We start from the raw sequence: 14249 nt of genomic DNA on the forward strand, positions 1-14249 counted from the left end.
CAAACTAAGTTGAGTTCTTTGTATAATGATCCACAACCCACCGATCCGTGCAGAGGGGAGCGCGAGGGCAGCGTCAGAGGGTATTAAGAGGCAGCCCCCGCGGCCGGGGCAGCCCTCTCCTGACCGGACGCTCACGACGGCGTTGCTGCAATGCCCGTCCCGGCGTCCGGAACCGATCCCATGGCAAGCCAGGCCCGCGACGGGCGGCAACCGCCGCCTGTCGCCGCCAATCCCGCAGCGCCCGGCGCCCCTGGCCGCGCCGGTATCCTTTCCGCCTCCGGTGGAATGCATGCCCGCTGACAGCACGGCCGCCCCGGTGGCAGCCACGGCCGCGCGCCCGCTCGCGGCCCCGCGCGCTGGTCGCATCGGCTCGATCGATCTCGCCCGCGGCCTGGCCGTGTGCCTGATGATCGTTTCCCATGGCACCAACGGGCTGATGCCCTATGCCGACTTCCCCGACTGGGGCCAGGTGCCGGTCCACGCCCTGACCAAGTTCTCCTCCTCGCTGTTCTTCATCGTCTTCGGCATCGCCCTGGCCGTGGCCTTCGTACCGAAGACCGGCGCCGCCGACTGGCCGCAGCGGCGCAACCACCTGATCCGCCGCGGCCTGCTGGTACTGCTCTGGTACAAGCTGCTGACCGCGGTCGAGCTGTGGGACCGCGGCCCCGAGGCCGTGGTCGATGCGCTGCTGTACCGCTCCTTCCCCTCGTTCGTGGAGATCCTCGGCTTCTACGCCATCGCCCTGCTGTGGATCCCCTGGCTGCTGCCGCTGTGGGCACGCACCCCCGCGCTGCTGCGCTGGGCCAGCCCGCTGCTGGTGGGCGGACTGTGGTGGTGGATCTCCGGCCACTTTGACTTCGACAGCCGGCCGCTGCGCGCGATCCTGGTCGAGGACCACGAGCTGTACACCTGGGGCCAGCTCTCGCGCCTGCCGCTGGTGCTGCTTGGCCTGCTGGTCGGCGGCCTGCTGCAGCGCTGGAACGGGGAGACGCGCGGCCGCCTGCTGCTGGCCGCCGGGATCACCGTTGCCGGCGCGGGCCTGCTGGCGGCTTTCGCCACGCTCGCGGGCAACGATGTGTACGCGGAACTGGTGGAGATCGGCCGCAACCACGGCAAGCATCCGCCCGGCCTGCTGTTCTCGCTGTTCAGTGTCGGCGGCGCGCTGGTGCTGCTGGGCCTGTGCGTGGCCGGCGGCAACGTACTGGCGTCCTGGCTGCGCCCGCTGGCGATCGTCGGCAGCGACTCGCTGATGGCGTTCATCGTCCACATCTCGGTGATCTTCCTGCTGCTGCGCGGGACGTTCGGCTATTACCAGGCCGTGTCCTACGAGTACGCCCTGCTGCTGTCCGGTGGACTGATCCTCGTGACCGCGGCATGGATCGCGCTGTGGCAGGCCCTGCGCGCGCGCCTGCGCCAGGCCCGGGCGCACGGCCGGGACGCACATGCGGCATAGGCACCGGCCAGCGCTGTTCCTGCTGCTGGTCCTGGCCGCGGTCATGGCCGCGGCCGCACCGCCACCGCGCGCCACCGCAGCCACCGGAACGGGGGAGCCGCCCTGGGCCGGCGGGCTGGAACGTAGGCTGCAGGCGATCGACGCATCCCTCGGCACGGCTGGCATCGGCGTCTACGTCCTGCACATGGAGCGCAACGAGTCCTACGGCTACCGCGCCACGGAGCCCTGGTACCTCGCGTCCGGGGTGAAGGTCCCGGTCGCCATTGCCGTGCTGCGCGAGGTCGAAAGCGGTGCGCTGTCGCTCGACACCCGCGTGGTGCTGCGCGCGGACGACTTCGTCGACGGGGCCGGCGCGACCAACCGCCACCGCCCCGGCGACGCGCTGCCGGTGTCCTGGTTGCTGGAGCAGATGATCGTGCACAGCGACAACACCGCCAGCGACGTCCTGATCCGCACGGTCGGCCTGCACGCGGTGAACCACGTGGCGGCCGAGCTGGTGGGCCCGGGCCTGCACATCACCACGCTCGCCGACGTGCGCCGCCTGGCCTATGGCCAGCTCCATCCGGATGCCGCGCGGCTGGGTTCGGCGGACCTGCTCGCGCTCGGCCGGGTTCCGGCCGGGCCGGCGCGGGTGCGCAGGCTGGCCCGGCTGCTGGACGTGCCGGTGGAACGGTTCCGCCGGCCCGACTTCGCCTCCGCCTTCGAGGCCTATTACGCCAGCGGCGCCAACAGCGCCCCGCTGTCCGACTACGGACGGATGCTGGCGGCGCTGGCCGATGGCCAGGTGCTGCGGCCGGAGTCGACCAGCCACCTGCTGCAGGTGATGCTGCGCGTGCAGACCGGCCGGCGGCGCCTGCGTGCCGGGCTGCCGGGGGGCGTGGCCTTCGCCCACAAGACCGGTACCCAGTACCTGCGCACCTGCGACCTGGGGATCGCCATGCAGCCGGCGATCCGCCGGTGCGGCCGCGCCCGGCACGGGTGGTGATCGCCGCCTGCGTGCGCGGCACCGGCACCGCCGCCGGCGAACACGCCCTGCGCCGGATTGCCGCGGCCATCACCGACGCCGGGGTATTCGTGGACGCCCCGCCGCGACCCACGGTCTCGCCGCCGGCATGGCCCTGAACCCCTGTTTCCGCCCTGCGCTCCTGGCCACGCTGGCCCTGCTGCTGGCCGGCTGCGGACGCCCGCCCCCCCCTGTCGCGGCTCCGGCCAACCCCGCGTCGCCGGCCTGGGTTGCCGCGCTGGAACGGGAGGTCGGGTCGATCGACGCGACCCTGCCCGGCGACTTCGGCGCGTACGTGCGCCGCCTGGGACCGCCGGACGAAGCCGGCGAACTGGACCTGGGCAATGGCCACGCCTGGTACCTGTCCTCGACCATCAAGGTACCGGTGGCCATTGCGGTGCTGGAGGCCGCGGACGCCGGCGACCTGTCGCTGGACGAGGAACTGGAACTGGCCGCCGGCGATTTCGTCGACGGCGTCGGCGACATGCTGCAGCACGCGCCGGGAGAGCGCTTCAGCATCGCCGCCCTGCTGGAGAAGTCGCTGCGGGACAGCGACAGCACCGCGACCGACATGCTGATCCGGCGCATCGGCGAGGAGCGCCTCAACGCGCGCGTCGCGGCCTGGACCGGCGAAGGCTTCGGCCGCATCACCCCCATCCGCCAGGTGCGCTATGACGCCTACGGCGCCCTGCATCCGAAGGTGGCCGGCCTGGACAGCATGCAGATGCTGGCCCTGCGCCAGGCCAAGGCCGGTGAACCGCGGCTGCAGGCCCTGGCGGACGCCCTGGGCGTGCCACGCGCGGAGCTCGGCGACGCCACCCTGGAACAGGTGTTCGAGGACTACTACGCGCGCGGCCTGAACTCGGCGACCCTGCCGGCCTACGGCCGCCTGCTGGCGCGGCTGGCCGGCGGCGAACTGCTGTCGCCGCGCTCCACCGACCTGCTGCTCGGGCACATGCGCGCGATCAACACTGGCAGCCGTCGGATCCAGGCCGGCCTCCCGCCGGACGCGGACTTCGCGCAGAAGACCGGCACCCAGCTGCAGCGCGCGTGCAATGTCGGCCTGCTCGATCCCGGCCTGGGCCGCGACGGCGCCACCGTGGTGGTGGCCTGCGCCGAGCGCTTTGGCGAACTGGAGCAGGCCGAGCAGGCGTTCCAGGCCCTGGGCCGCGCGCTTGCCGATACGCTGACTGTGCGCGACTGACACGCCCGGAAGCGGATTCGGGGCGGATGCACGCCACGGGGCGATCGACGATATTGGAGGCTGCCTGCGCAGCCCCGCCGTGGTCGCTGCCGGCCACCACACTTCCTTCGTTACGGATACGCATGAGCGCCATCTCCCTGCGACCCGCCACGCCGGCGGATATCCCGCTGGTCCTGTCCCTGATCCGCGACCTGGCCGAGTACGAACGCCTCTCCCACGAGGTGGTCGCCACGGTTGCCGACCTGGAGGCAGCGCTGTTCGGCCCGCGCCCGGCGGCCGAGGTGGTGATTGCCGAGTGCGACGGGCAGGCCGCCGGCTTCGCCCTGTTCTTCGTCTCCTTCTCGACCTTCCTCGGAAAGCCCGGCCTGTACCTGGAGGACCTGTACGTGCGCCCGGACTTCCGCGGCCGGGGCATCGGCCGCCGGCTGATGACCCATCTGGCCGCGCTGGCGGTGGAACGCGGCTACGGCCGCTTCGAATGGTCGGTGCTGGACTGGAACGCGCCGGCCATCGCCTTCTACCGCAGCCTGGGCGCGCGCCCGATGGGCGAATGGACGGTGCAGCGCGTCGACGGCCAGGCCCTGCAGGCGCTGGCCGCGCAGGCCAGCCAGGCCGGCTGAGCGCTCACGCACCGCCAACGCGCCTGCCAACAAGCTGGGCACGCCAAAGCGACGTGCCCGCATGACCCGCATATCCCCCAACAAGCTGCGCCGGCACCTGCAGCGCCTGCAGGAAAGCCTGCCCGTGGCGCTGGTCAAGCGCTTCGTCGAGGCCGACCTGATGACCCAGGCCGCCTCGCTGTCGTTCTACACGCTGCTGTCGCTGGCGCCGCTGCTGGTGCTGCTGCTGTGGCTGACCGCCTCGCTGTATCCGCCGGCGCAGCAGTCGCTGGTCGACCAGATCGGCGCGCTGGCCGGCGAGCAGGCCGCGGTGGTGGCCGAGACCATCATCCGCAATGCCGATTCGCAGCCGGACGTGGGTTCGCTGGCCGGCCTGGCCAGTACCGGCCTGCTGTTCGTCGGCGCCACCGTGGTATTCGCCCAGCTGCAGGGCGCGCTCAACCTGATCTTCCGCACCGGCGGCGAAAAGCTCGGCGGCCTCGGCGCCTGGCTGCGCAAGCGGGTGTTCTCGCTGGGCGTGGTCCTGGCGCTGGGATTCCTGCTGATCGTGTCGATGATCGCCACGACCGCGCTGCAGCTGGTGTTCGCCCGCATCCCTTCGCTGCTGCCGGTGGTCGGCTACGTGACCACCCTGCTGCTGTACGCGCTGGCCTTCGCCTTCCTCTACCACTTCCTGCCCGACCGCCGGGTCGACTGGCGCCAGGCCTGGCTGGGCGGGGCGATCACCTCCGGCCTGTTCGCGCTGGGCCGCTACCTGATCGGCCTGTACCTGGCCCAGGCCGCCCCGGGCAGCGCCTACGGCTCGATGGGCGCCCTGGTCCTGCTGCTGCTGTGGATGTACTACGCGGCCCTGGTGTTCTTCGCCGGGGCCCTGGTCACCGCGGTGATCGACGAGCGCATGCACGCGCGCCAGCGCCTGCGCCAGGCCGGGATCGGTGCCGCGCCTGCGCGCGCGGGTCGACCGGGCGGGGACACGCAGGCCGCGCACTGAAGCCCTCCAGGGCGCCCCGGGGGGCCAACGCCAGGCCTTGCCATGTCACGCGGACAGGGCCAAGAACGCGCGCGGATGGCATCCTATTGCGATGGCCCGCCTGCCCGACGCTTTCATCGACGACCTGCTCGCACGCTCGGATATCGTCGAGATCATCGGTGCGCGGGTGCCGCTCAAGCGCAAGGGCCGCGAATACACCGCCCCCTGCCCGTTCCACGACGAGCGCACGCCCTCGTTCTACGTCTCCCCGACCAAGCAGTTCTACCACTGCTTCGGCTGCGGCGCCCACGGCACCGCGATCAGCTTCCTGATGAACTACGACCGCCTCGAGTTCCTCGACGCGGTCGAGGAACTGGCGCGACGCGCCGGCATGGAGATGCCCAAGGACACCCGCCAGGGCCCGCAGGACAACGACCTGCGCGACCAGTACGCGGCGCTCGAGGCGGCGGCCCGGCTGTTCCAGCGCCAGCTGGCGGAAAACCCGCGGGCCCGCGCCTACCTGGACAGCCGCGGCGTCGACGCCGAGACGCGTGCCCGCTTCGGCATCGGCTACGCCGCCGACGGCTATTCCCCCCTGCTGGATGCGCTGGGCACGGACGAGCGCCGGCGCAAGCTGCTGGAACGCACCGGCATGCTCTCGCGCAACGAGCGCGGCAACGTCTACGACAAGTTCCGCGACCGGGTGATGTTCCCGATCCACGACCGCCGTGGCCGGGTCATCGCATTCGGCGGCCGCGTGCTGGACAAGGATGCCAGCCCGAAGTACCTCAACTCGCCCGAGACCCCGCTGTTCCACAAGGGCCGCGAGCTGTACGGCCTGTGGCAGGCGAAACAGGCCAACCAGAAGCTGGAGCGGCTGGTGGTGGTCGAGGGCTACATGGACGTGGTCACCCTGTACCAGTTCGGCGTGACCCAGGCGGTCGCGACCCTGGGCACGGCGACCACCGCCGACCACGCCGAGCTGCTGTTCCGCAATGCGCCGGACGTGTACTTCTGCTTCGACGGCGACGCCGCCGGCCGCCGCGCGGCCTGGCGCGCGGTGGAGTCGGTGCTGCCGCGGATGAAGGACGGCCGCCAGGCCTTCTTCCTGTTCCTGCCCGAGGGCGAGGACCCGGACACGATCGTGCGCAAGGAAGGAGCAGCCGGTTTCGATGCGCGCCTGGCCGAGGCCACGCCGCTGTCGCAGTTCTTCTTCGACGAGCTCGGCCGCGACATCAACCGCAACACCCTCGACGGCCGCGCGCGCCTGGCCGAACGCGCCCGCCCGCTGCTGGCGCAGCTGCCGGAAGGCGCCTTTGCCGACCTGATGCGCCAGGAGCTGCAGCGCCAGACCGGCGTCACCGCCACCCAGGCGGCCACGCCGCCAGCGCCCGCGCCCTCGCGCCGGGTGGTACCGGCGCAGAAGCGCAGCCTGGTACGCAGCGCGATCGCCCTGCTGCTGCAGCAGCCGTCGCTGGGCCTGCAGCTGGAGCGGCCGTACCGCTTCGACGCGCTGCGCGCGCCGGGCGTGCCGCTGCTGCTGGACCTGCTGGAAGTCGTGCACCAGCGGCCGGAAATCAGCACCGGCGCGCTGCTGGAACACTTCGCCGACCACGAGCAGGGCGAGGCCCTGCGCAAGCTCGCCGCGCAGCCGCTGCCGGGCGACGAGCAGAGCTGGGCGCACGAGCTGCACGACGCGGTGGCCCAGCTTGAACGCCAGACCCTGCAGCAGCGGATCGACGAGCTGCAGGCCAAGCAGCGCGCCCAGGGCCTGGACGAGACCGACAAGTACGAGCTGCGCATGCTGCTGCAGGTGCTGGCCGGCCGCGCCTGAGCCTGACCGGTCCACGGCGGGCCACTCGCGCCGGCCGTGCTAGGATGCGCGCCTCGAAGGGGAGTAGCCCCCAACGCTGGCGTCGTCATTACGGGTCCCTGGACCCCGGCGCAGCGGCAGGCCCAGCGGCCTGTGGGCAAGACCTTCGCCGTCCCGCGGCGAAGGTGCATCCGTCCAACGATGCCACTCCACCGCGGCCCTGGAAACTCCGGAGCCCGCATCCCCATGCAGCAACACCCGCCCCACCCGACCGCGCCACTGCCCATCACCGGAGCACCCGGACGCCAGGGCATGAGGAAGGACCACGTCCGCACCCGCGGCAGTGACCACGTCCACCGCGGGGCGCGTGCCGCCAGGGCCGGCCGGTTCCTGGTATCCCTCCCGACCACGCCGACGCCGCCTGCACCCGCGGCGCGTCAGCCTCCGATTGCCTGACCCAAGCGAACCCACATGGACGCCCTGCTCAATCCCGAAATCTGGATCGCCCTGGCCACCCTCACCGCGCTGGAACTGGTGCTGGGCATCGACAACATCATCTTCATCTCCATCCTGGCCGGCCGCCTGCCACCGGAGCAGCGCAACAAGGCGCGCAGGCTGGGCATCGCCGCCGCGGCGGTCAGCCGCCTGGGGCTGCTGTTCACCATTGCCTGGATCATCGGCCTGACCGCACCGCTGTTCGAGCTGTTCGGCCGTGCCTTCTCCTGGCGCGACCTGATCCTGATCGGCGGCGGCCTGTTCCTGATCGGCAAGGCCACCCATGAGATCCACCAGAAGATCGAGGGCGCCGGGATGGCCGAGGAAGGGCCGAACCTGGCCCGCGCCGCCACCTCCTTCGGCGGCGTGATCCTGCAGATCATGGTGCTGGACATCGTGTTCTCGCTGGACTCGATCATCACCGCCGTCGGCATGGTCGACGAACGCTGGGTGATGGCCACCGCGATCCTGATCTCGATCGTGTTCATGATCGGCTTCGCCGGCCCGATCGGCGACTTCGTCGAGAGCCACCCCACGGTCAAGGTGCTCGCACTGAGCTTCCTGATCATGATTGGCCTGGTGCTGATCGCCGACGGCTTCGGCCAGCACATCTCCAAGGGCTATGTGTACGCGGCGATGGCCTTCTCCGTGTTCGTGGAGACGATCAACCTGTGGATCCGGCGACGGGAACAACAGGCCGCGGCACGCTCCCGCGCCGACTGACCCGGCACCTTCCGCCCGGCGTTCCACCGGCGGGTACAGCCATTGCTTGCCGCCCACGGGTGGCCCGGCCAGAATCCGCCGGTCCATCCGAGGAGTCATCCATGACGCACGTACGCAAGGCGGCGCTGCCGCTGCTGGTCGTAGCACTGGGCGCGGCGCTTGCCGCTTGCAGCCGCAACGAGCAGGCGGCCGATGCCGCCGCAACCCCGGCCGCAGCGCCGGAAACCACGCAGGCCGCCGTGCCTGCGAGCGAGGACGCCCATCCGTTCCAGATCGGAACGCTGCAGGCCGCCGCGCTGCGTGATGGCGGGATGTCCGTGCCCAACGACAACAGCGTGTTCGGCGTCGGCCTCACCCCGGACGAGGTCGCCGGCGTGCTCGCAGCCGCGGGACTGGAGACCGGCCAGCTGCACCTGAGCGTGCAGCCGCTGCTGGTGCGCGACGGCGAGCGCGTGTACCTGTTCGACACCGGCGCCGGCGGCAACATGGGCGACAGCGCCGGCAAGCTGGGCGCCGCGCTGCAGGCCGCAGGCGTCGACCCGGCCCAGGTCACCGACGTGTTCATTTCCCACGCGCACGGCGACCATGTCGGCGGCCTGGTCGATGCAGCCGGCGCGCTGGCCTTCCCCAACGCCGCCATCCATATCTCGCAGCCGGAATGGGAAGACCTGCAGGCGCAGGCCAGCGGCGAAGGCGCGGCGATGGCTGGCCTGGTCGCGGCGATCACGCCGAAGGTCAGCACCTTCGCCCCGGACGCGGAACTGGTGCCCGGGCGCGTGCGGTCGCTGTCCACGCCGGGCCACACCCCCGGCCATGTCGCCTTCCGCATCAGCGCCGGCGAGGGCGAGACCCTGCTCTATGTCGGCGACCAGGTGCACCACCCGGTGATCTCGGTGCAGCGTCCGCAGTGGACGATCCGCTTCGACCGCGACTCCGCAGCCGGCGCGGCGCAACGCGCAAAGACGCTGGAAGCGGCGGCCGACAGTGGCGAGCGCCTGTACTCGGTGCACTTCCCGTTCCCCGGCCTGGGCCGGATCGAGCGCGGCGGCGACGGCCAGCTGGCCTGGGTCGCCGAGTAACCGGAAGGAAGCGGCCGGACGTGCGCGCGATGCGCACGTCCGGCTGGCCCAGCCCGGAAGTCCGGGCCAGCAGGCTCAGCCCAGCACCAGCGGCAGCCAGTGGTCCACCAGCAGGAAGGCGAACAGCGCCATCAGGTACACGATCGAGTAGTTGAACACGCGCATGGCGTAGAACTCGTCCGGCGGATCGAGCAGGCGCCAGGCGTACCAGAGGAACACGCTGCCCAGCACCAGCGCGCCGCCCAGGTAGAACAGGCCGCTCATGCCGAACACCACCGGCAGCACCGTCACCTCGACCAGCAGCACGGTGTAGAACAGGATCTGCCAGCGGGTATAGGTCACGCCGTGGGTGACCGGCAGCATCGGGATCAGCGCGCGCGCATAGTCCTCGCGGCGGAAGATCGCCAGCGCCCAGAAGTGCGGCGGGGTCCAGACGAAGATGATCAGCACCAGCAGCAGCGCGTGCTGCCAGTCCCACGGACCCTGCATGTTGGTGACCGCGGCCCAGCCCAGCAGTGGCGGCGCGGCGCCGGCGACGCCGCCGATCACGATGTTCTGCGGCGTGGCGCGCTTGAGGTAGCCGGTGTAGACCACCGCGTAGCCGATCAGCGAGGCGAAAGTCAGGACCGCGGTGATGGTGTTCACCCACAGCACCAGCACCAGCATCGACAGCACGCCCAGCGCGAGCGCGAATACCAGCACCTGTGCCGGACGCAACGCGCCGGTGGCCAGCGGACGGTGCGCGGTGCGCGCCATCACCTTGTCGATGCGCTGGTCGATCAGGTGGTTGATCGCCGCGGCCGAGGACGAGGCCAGCCAGATGCCAACCAGGCCCAATACCGATTCGCGCAGCGGCGGCAGTCCCGGCACGGCCAGGAACATGCCGACCAGGGCGGTGAACACCAGCAGCGCGACCACGCGCGGCTTGGTCAGCTCCAGGTACTCGCGCCAGACGGGAACGGAGGTGCTCATGCGACCCGCTCGGGCTCCCGCAGGCGTGCCAGCAGGGTCACCAGCACGAACAGCAGCGCCGCGGCGCCGGCGTTGTGCATCACCGCCACGTGCAGCGGCAGCGACAGCTTGACGTTGAGGATGCCCAGGCTGACCTGCACCAGCACGAGCACGCCCAGCAGCGTGGCCCAGCCACGCATGCCCGGCAGCCGGTACAGCCGGAACGCGAGCACCAGCAGGTACAGCGTCGCCACCACCGCCATCATCCGGTGCGCCATCTGGATGGCGATGCGCGAGGCGCCGTCGAGCACGCCGCCTTCGTAGTCCACGCCGATCCCGCGCCACAGCACGAAGCCCTCGCGGTAGTCGGCCGGCGGCCACCACAGGCCGACGCAGCGCGGGAAGTCCAGGTAATGGTGCTCGGCCGTGGTCCAGCCACCGCCGCCGCAGGCCAGCGCGGCATAGTTGGCGCTGGTCCACCCGCCGAGGGCGATCTGCACGCCCAGCACCGCGATGCCGGCGACCACCCAGCGCCGCAGCACGCGCGCGTCGGCCAGGCGGATAGGCAGGTTGGTGGCGCGCCAGGCCATCCACACCAGCAGCGAGAACGTGGTCAGGCCGCCCAGCAGGTGGCCCATGACGATGATCGGCTTGAGCAGCATCGTCACCGTCCACTTGCCCAGCAGGGCCTGGAACACGATCACCGCAAGCGTCAGCACCGCCGCGCGCGCCAGGTCGATGTTGGACCAGCGCAGCGCCGCCAACAGCAGCACCGCCTCGCCGGCGCCGGCCAGCGCGAAGGCCAGGCCGATCTGGCCGTACATGTAGGCCGGGATCGCCGCGGCCACCAGCAGCGAGGCGCCGATCACCAGGGCCACGCCGAAGCGGCGACGCCGCACCGCCAGCAGCGTCAGCAGCAGCACCAGCAGGCCCAGGGTCGCGGCAAGGTGGCGGTGCACCTGCTCGCGCCACGCCTTGTGCGTCTCGAACGGACGGATCTCGCTGGCCGCGTGCGCGGCCGCGTCCTGCGCCGCCGAAGGCCAGGTCGCGCGGCCGTAGCAGGTCGGCCAGTCCGGGCAGCTGAGGCCGGCGTCGGACAGGCGCACGAAGGCGCCGAACACGACCACGCAGGCGGTCAGCGCCACCGCCAGCCAGGCGATGCGGTGGAAATGGCGTGCCAGCGTCGGGCGGACGAGCGCGTTCATCGGGTGGGAAGCCTCACTTCAGTTTCAGCAGGCGCGCCACGTCGGCACGCAGGCCGGCCGGATCCGCATGCGGCGCATAGCGCAGGATCACGAAGCCGTTGGGGTCCAGCACGTAGAGCGGCGCGCCGGATGGATCGTCGGAACCCGGCAGCGCCGCGCGCACGCCGGCGTCGTCGCGCACCAGGTGCAGCTCGGGAAGCCGGGCAGCGGCAGCCGGTGCATCGCCGAGCCACAGCACCTGCACCTGGTCGGCGTTGTGGCCGAACAGGCGCCAGACCTTGTCCAGTTGCGCCAGCAGCGCATCGCAGCCGGCATCGCAGCCGGACGCCGGCGCCACCACGAGGATCCGCCAGATGCGCGCCTCGGGTTGCCAGGCGTAGTCGTCGCCGGACGCAAGCCGCAGGCGGGTCCCGCGCAAGTCCACGGGCGGATTGAGCAGCTCTCCGTGGTTGCGCAGGCCGGCCGGCATCCAGCCGGAGAGGCGCAGCAGGCCGGCGCCCAGCGCCGAACCGAAGAACAGCACGAACAGCGCTACCAGGACCAGTCGCCCGCGGGCGGTGCGGCGTGCATCGGAATCGGTATGGGTCATGTGCGTGATTTTCGCATGCCCGCGCGGGCGCTGCCGGTGGCGGCCGCCATGTGGCTCAGCGGCGGCGGCGCAGGGTCAGGACCACGGCGATCGCCAGCACGGCGGCCGCCAGCGCGAACCACTGCACCGCGTAGCCGAGGTGGCGGTCCGGTGGCAGCGTGTTCGGCAGCAGCTCCAGGTCACGGGCGTAGCCCATGGGCAGGTCCGGGTCCAGGCGCAGGATCCTCGGCGCCAGCGCCGGCAATCCGAGGGCCCCTGCGATCGTGGCCGGTTCCAGCGCCACCACCAGCGCGGTGCCGTCGGCCTGCGCCTGGACCGCGGGACTGGCCAGGCCGGGCGAAGGCGGCGGCAGCACGAGGCCGGAGACCGCGGTGGTTCCGGGAGCCGGCATGGGGATCTCCGGCATGCGCCGGTCGCCGGGCAGGGGCAGCCAGCCCAGCTCGACCAGCAAGGGCGTGGCGTCGCGGTCGTCCGGCAGGAAGACGCGGTAGGCGCGCACCCCCGGCCGCGAATCCCGGTTCTGGTTGTCCAGCAGCACCGCCGGCAGTGGTGCGAAGCGCCCGCGTCCGGCGGCCCAGTCGTAGTCCCGCACGCGCGCCGCATCGGCCACCACGGCCAGCGGCTGCGCCCGGCGCTCCTCGAGCACGCGCGCGGAGGCATCCAGCAACGCCTGCTTGGCATGCATCCGCTGCAGCTGCCAGGCGCCCAGCGACGCGCACAGCGCGGCCACGCCCAGCGCCAGGCCCCAGCCCGCCCACAACGGCATGCGCCGGCTCACGGCGACACCACGCCCGCCGGCGCCGCGGCCTGCAATAATGGGGTGCGCACATCCGCGCGCCACGAGTTCCTTCCCGTGAACGACTCGCTCAAGACCCTGATCGTCGTCGCGTTCCTTCTGGTCATCGTCTGGAACCTCGGCTCGGCGCTGTATTACCTCATGGTCGACCGCGGCGAAAGCCAGCGCACCGTGAACGCGCTCACCCGCCGCATCGCCCTGTCGATCGGGCTGATCCTGCTGGTGGTGCTCGGCATCTGGACCGGGGTGATACAGCCGCATGGCGTAGGTCGCTGATGCGACCTGCGCCGTGATTGGTGATTGGTGATTCGTGATTGGTGATTCGTGATTGGTGATTCGTGATTGGTGATTGGAAACAGCGAGGGCGCCCTGGGGCGCCCTCGCTGCGTAATGGCATCCGTTTTTTTCGAATCACGAATGACCAATCACGGCCTTCAACAGACGAATGTCTGGTCATCACAAGACGTAAACAAAGAGGAACAGGCCCAGCCAGACCACGTCCACGAAGTGCCAGTACCAGGCGGCGGCTTCGAAGCCGAAGTGCTTGTCCCTGGTGAAGTGACCCTTGAAGGCGCGGAACCACATCACGGTCAGCATGATCGTGCCCAGCAGCACGTGGGCGCCGTGGAAGCCGGTCAGCATGAAGAAGGTCGACCCGTAGATGCCCGAACCCAGGGTCAGGTTCAGCTCCTTGTAGGCGTGGATGTACTCCTCGGCCTGGAACACCAGGAAGATCAGGCCCAGGGCCACGGTGATGCCCAGCCACAGCAGCAGCTGGCCGCGCTTGCCGGCCTTGAGCGCATGGTGGGCGATGGTCAGGGTGGCGCCCGAGGTCAGCAGGATCAGGGTGTTGACCAGCGGCAGGCCCCAGGCCGGGATGGTCTGGAACTGGCCACCGACGCCGCCGGGGCCGGCGCTCGGCCAGGCCGCGCTGAAGCCCTGCCACAGCAGCTCGTTGGTCATCACGCCGTCGCCCTCGCCGCCGAGCCACGGCAGCGCGAACTGGCGGGTGTAGAACAGCGCGCCGAAGAAGGCGCCGAAGAACATCACCTCGGAGAAGATGAACCACACCATCCCCATCCGGAACGAGCCGTCGACCTGGCGGTTGTAGTGCCCGCCCTGCGACTCGCGGATCACCTCGCCGAACCAGTAGAACAGCGTGGCGACCATCATCGCCATGCCGATGAAGAACGAGTACTTGCCCCAGGCGATCTCGTTGAGCCAGGTGGCCACGCCGATCATCATCACGAACATCGACGCCGAAGCGAAGATCGGCGCCTTGCTCTTGGCCGGCACGAAGTAGATGTTGGCGTCGGTCGGGGAATGGGCCATGGCGTGGATTCCGTTG

General features: G+C 70.9%; 15 protein-coding genes. 10 read left to right on the plus strand and 5 right to left on the minus strand.

Annotated elements, in window-relative coordinates; genetic code table 11:
* Positions 1 to 289 precede the first annotated feature (289 nt).
* The 9 genes from CSC68_RS11110 to CSC68_RS11145 all read left to right on the plus strand — a co-directional run bounded on the left by CSC68_RS11110 (position 290) and on the right by CSC68_RS11145 (position 9360).
* A complete protein-coding gene (locus tag CSC68_RS11110; protein WP_162203627.1) occupies positions 290 to 1453 on the plus strand; it encodes an acyltransferase family protein in 1164 nt (387 codons plus the stop codon).
* Positions 1443 to 2438, plus strand: a complete 996-nt coding sequence (locus tag CSC68_RS11115; protein ID WP_246193539.1) for a serine hydrolase — start codon at positions 1443 to 1445, stop codon at positions 2436 to 2438. The genes CSC68_RS11110 and CSC68_RS11115 overlap by 11 nt, the downstream gene beginning before the upstream one ends.
* On the plus strand, positions 2435 to 2575 hold the full coding sequence (locus tag CSC68_RS15945; protein WP_246193540.1) for a hypothetical protein: 141 nt from the start codon (positions 2435 to 2437) through the stop codon (positions 2573 to 2575). The genes CSC68_RS11115 and CSC68_RS15945 overlap by 4 nt, the downstream gene beginning before the upstream one ends.
* Positions 2566 to 3660, plus strand: a complete 1095-nt coding sequence (locus CSC68_RS11120) for a serine hydrolase (protein ID WP_162203628.1) — start codon at positions 2566 to 2568, stop codon at positions 3658 to 3660. Before CSC68_RS15945 ends, CSC68_RS11120 begins: the two co-directional genes overlap by 10 nt.
* A gap of 116 nt (positions 3661 to 3776) precedes the next feature.
* Complete coding sequence (locus CSC68_RS11125) at positions 3777 to 4280, plus strand: GNAT family N-acetyltransferase (RefSeq protein ID WP_425501243.1); 504 nt, start codon at positions 3777 to 3779, stop codon at positions 4278 to 4280.
* A 61-nt stretch (positions 4281 to 4341) separates the two neighbouring features.
* The gene (locus tag CSC68_RS11130; RefSeq protein WP_162203630.1) at positions 4342 to 5271 is read left to right on the plus strand and encodes a YihY/virulence factor BrkB family protein; all 930 of its coding nucleotides are present in this window, start codon (positions 4342 to 4344) and stop codon (positions 5269 to 5271) included.
* Between the two features lie 91 nt (positions 5272 to 5362).
* The gene (gene dnaG, locus CSC68_RS11135) at positions 5363 to 7084 is read left to right on the plus strand and encodes a DNA primase (RefSeq protein WP_162203631.1); all 1722 of its coding nucleotides are present in this window, start codon (positions 5363 to 5365) and stop codon (positions 7082 to 7084) included.
* Positions 7085 to 7534: 450 nt separating this feature from the next.
* On the plus strand, positions 7535 to 8281 hold the full coding sequence (locus CSC68_RS11140; protein WP_162203632.1) for a TerC family protein: 747 nt from the start codon (positions 7535 to 7537) through the stop codon (positions 8279 to 8281).
* Between the two features lie 101 nt (positions 8282 to 8382).
* Complete coding sequence (locus CSC68_RS11145; protein WP_162203633.1) at positions 8383 to 9360, plus strand: MBL fold metallo-hydrolase; 978 nt, start codon at positions 8383 to 8385, stop codon at positions 9358 to 9360.
* A 75-nt stretch (positions 9361 to 9435) separates the two neighbouring features.
* Here CSC68_RS11145 and CSC68_RS11150 read toward each other — a convergent pair whose 3' ends face one another.
* The 4 genes from CSC68_RS11150 to CSC68_RS11165 are packed head-to-tail and all read right to left on the minus strand — an operon-like array spanning position 9436 to position 12883.
* Positions 9436 to 10332, minus strand: coding sequence for a heme o synthase (locus tag CSC68_RS11150; protein WP_162203634.1), 897 nt, complete (start codon positions 10330 to 10332; stop codon positions 9436 to 9438).
* Positions 10329 to 11516 carry a COX15/CtaA family protein gene (locus CSC68_RS11155; protein WP_162203635.1) on the minus strand — a complete coding sequence of 396 codons (1188 nt, stop codon included), beginning with the start codon at positions 11514 to 11516 and terminating at the stop codon, positions 10329 to 10331. Before CSC68_RS11155 ends, CSC68_RS11150 begins: the two co-directional genes overlap by 4 nt.
* Positions 11517 to 11529: 13 nt before the next feature.
* The gene (locus CSC68_RS11160) at positions 11530 to 12105 is read right to left on the minus strand and encodes a hypothetical protein (protein WP_162203636.1); all 576 of its coding nucleotides are present in this window, start codon (positions 12103 to 12105) and stop codon (positions 11530 to 11532) included.
* A gap of 55 nt (positions 12106 to 12160) precedes the next feature.
* On the minus strand, positions 12161 to 12883 hold the full coding sequence (locus CSC68_RS11165) for an SURF1 family protein (RefSeq protein WP_425501242.1): 723 nt from the start codon (positions 12881 to 12883) through the stop codon (positions 12161 to 12163).
* Between the two features lie 75 nt (positions 12884 to 12958).
* Here CSC68_RS11165 and CSC68_RS11170 point away from each other — a divergent pair, with 75 nt between their 5' ends.
* On the plus strand, positions 12959 to 13177 hold the full coding sequence (locus tag CSC68_RS11170; protein ID WP_162203690.1) for a twin transmembrane helix small protein: 219 nt from the start codon (positions 12959 to 12961) through the stop codon (positions 13175 to 13177).
* A 180-nt stretch (positions 13178 to 13357) separates the two neighbouring features.
* Here the strand turns inward: CSC68_RS11170 and CSC68_RS11175 are convergent, their stop codons facing one another.
* On the minus strand, positions 13358 to 14233 hold the full coding sequence (locus CSC68_RS11175; protein ID WP_162203638.1) for a cytochrome c oxidase subunit 3: 876 nt from the start codon (positions 14231 to 14233) through the stop codon (positions 13358 to 13360).
* Positions 14234 to 14249 lie beyond the last annotated feature (16 nt).

This window comes from Pseudoxanthomonas suwonensis (assembly GCF_010093235.1).
Taxonomy (GTDB): domain Bacteria; phylum Pseudomonadota; class Gammaproteobacteria; order Xanthomonadales; family Xanthomonadaceae; genus Pseudoxanthomonas; species Pseudoxanthomonas suwonensis.

Excerpts from the sequence above, each read along its gene's own strand:
- CSC68_RS11160 (WP_162203636.1), bottom strand. The coding sequence starts at position 12,105 with ATGACCCATACCGATTCCGATGCACGCCGCACCGCCCGCGGGCGACTG.
- dnaG (WP_162203631.1), top strand. The coding sequence starts at position 5,363 with ATGGCCCGCCTGCCCGACGCTTTCATCGACGACCTGCTCGCACGCTCG.
- CSC68_RS11115 (WP_246193539.1), top strand. The coding sequence starts at position 1,443 with ATGCGGCATAGGCACCGGCCAGCGCTGTTCCTGCTGCTGGTCCTGGCC.
- CSC68_RS11150 (WP_162203634.1), bottom strand. The coding sequence starts at position 10,332 with ATGAGCACCTCCGTTCCCGTCTGGCGCGAGTACCTGGAGCTGACCAAG.
- CSC68_RS11110 (WP_162203627.1), top strand. The coding sequence starts at position 290 with ATGCCCGCTGACAGCACGGCCGCCCCGGTGGCAGCCACGGCCGCGCGC.
- CSC68_RS11120 (WP_162203628.1), top strand. The coding sequence starts at position 2,566 with ATGGCCCTGAACCCCTGTTTCCGCCCTGCGCTCCTGGCCACGCTGGCC.
- CSC68_RS11130 (WP_162203630.1), top strand. The coding sequence starts at position 4,342 with ATGACCCGCATATCCCCCAACAAGCTGCGCCGGCACCTGCAGCGCCTG.
- CSC68_RS11175 (WP_162203638.1), bottom strand. The coding sequence starts at position 14,233 with ATGGCCCATTCCCCGACCGACGCCAACATCTACTTCGTGCCGGCCAAG.
- CSC68_RS11145 (WP_162203633.1), top strand. The coding sequence starts at position 8,383 with ATGACGCACGTACGCAAGGCGGCGCTGCCGCTGCTGGTCGTAGCACTG.
- CSC68_RS11155 (WP_162203635.1), bottom strand. The coding sequence starts at position 11,516 with ATGAACGCGCTCGTCCGCCCGACGCTGGCACGCCATTTCCACCGCATC.
- CSC68_RS11140 (WP_162203632.1), top strand. The coding sequence starts at position 7,535 with ATGGACGCCCTGCTCAATCCCGAAATCTGGATCGCCCTGGCCACCCTC.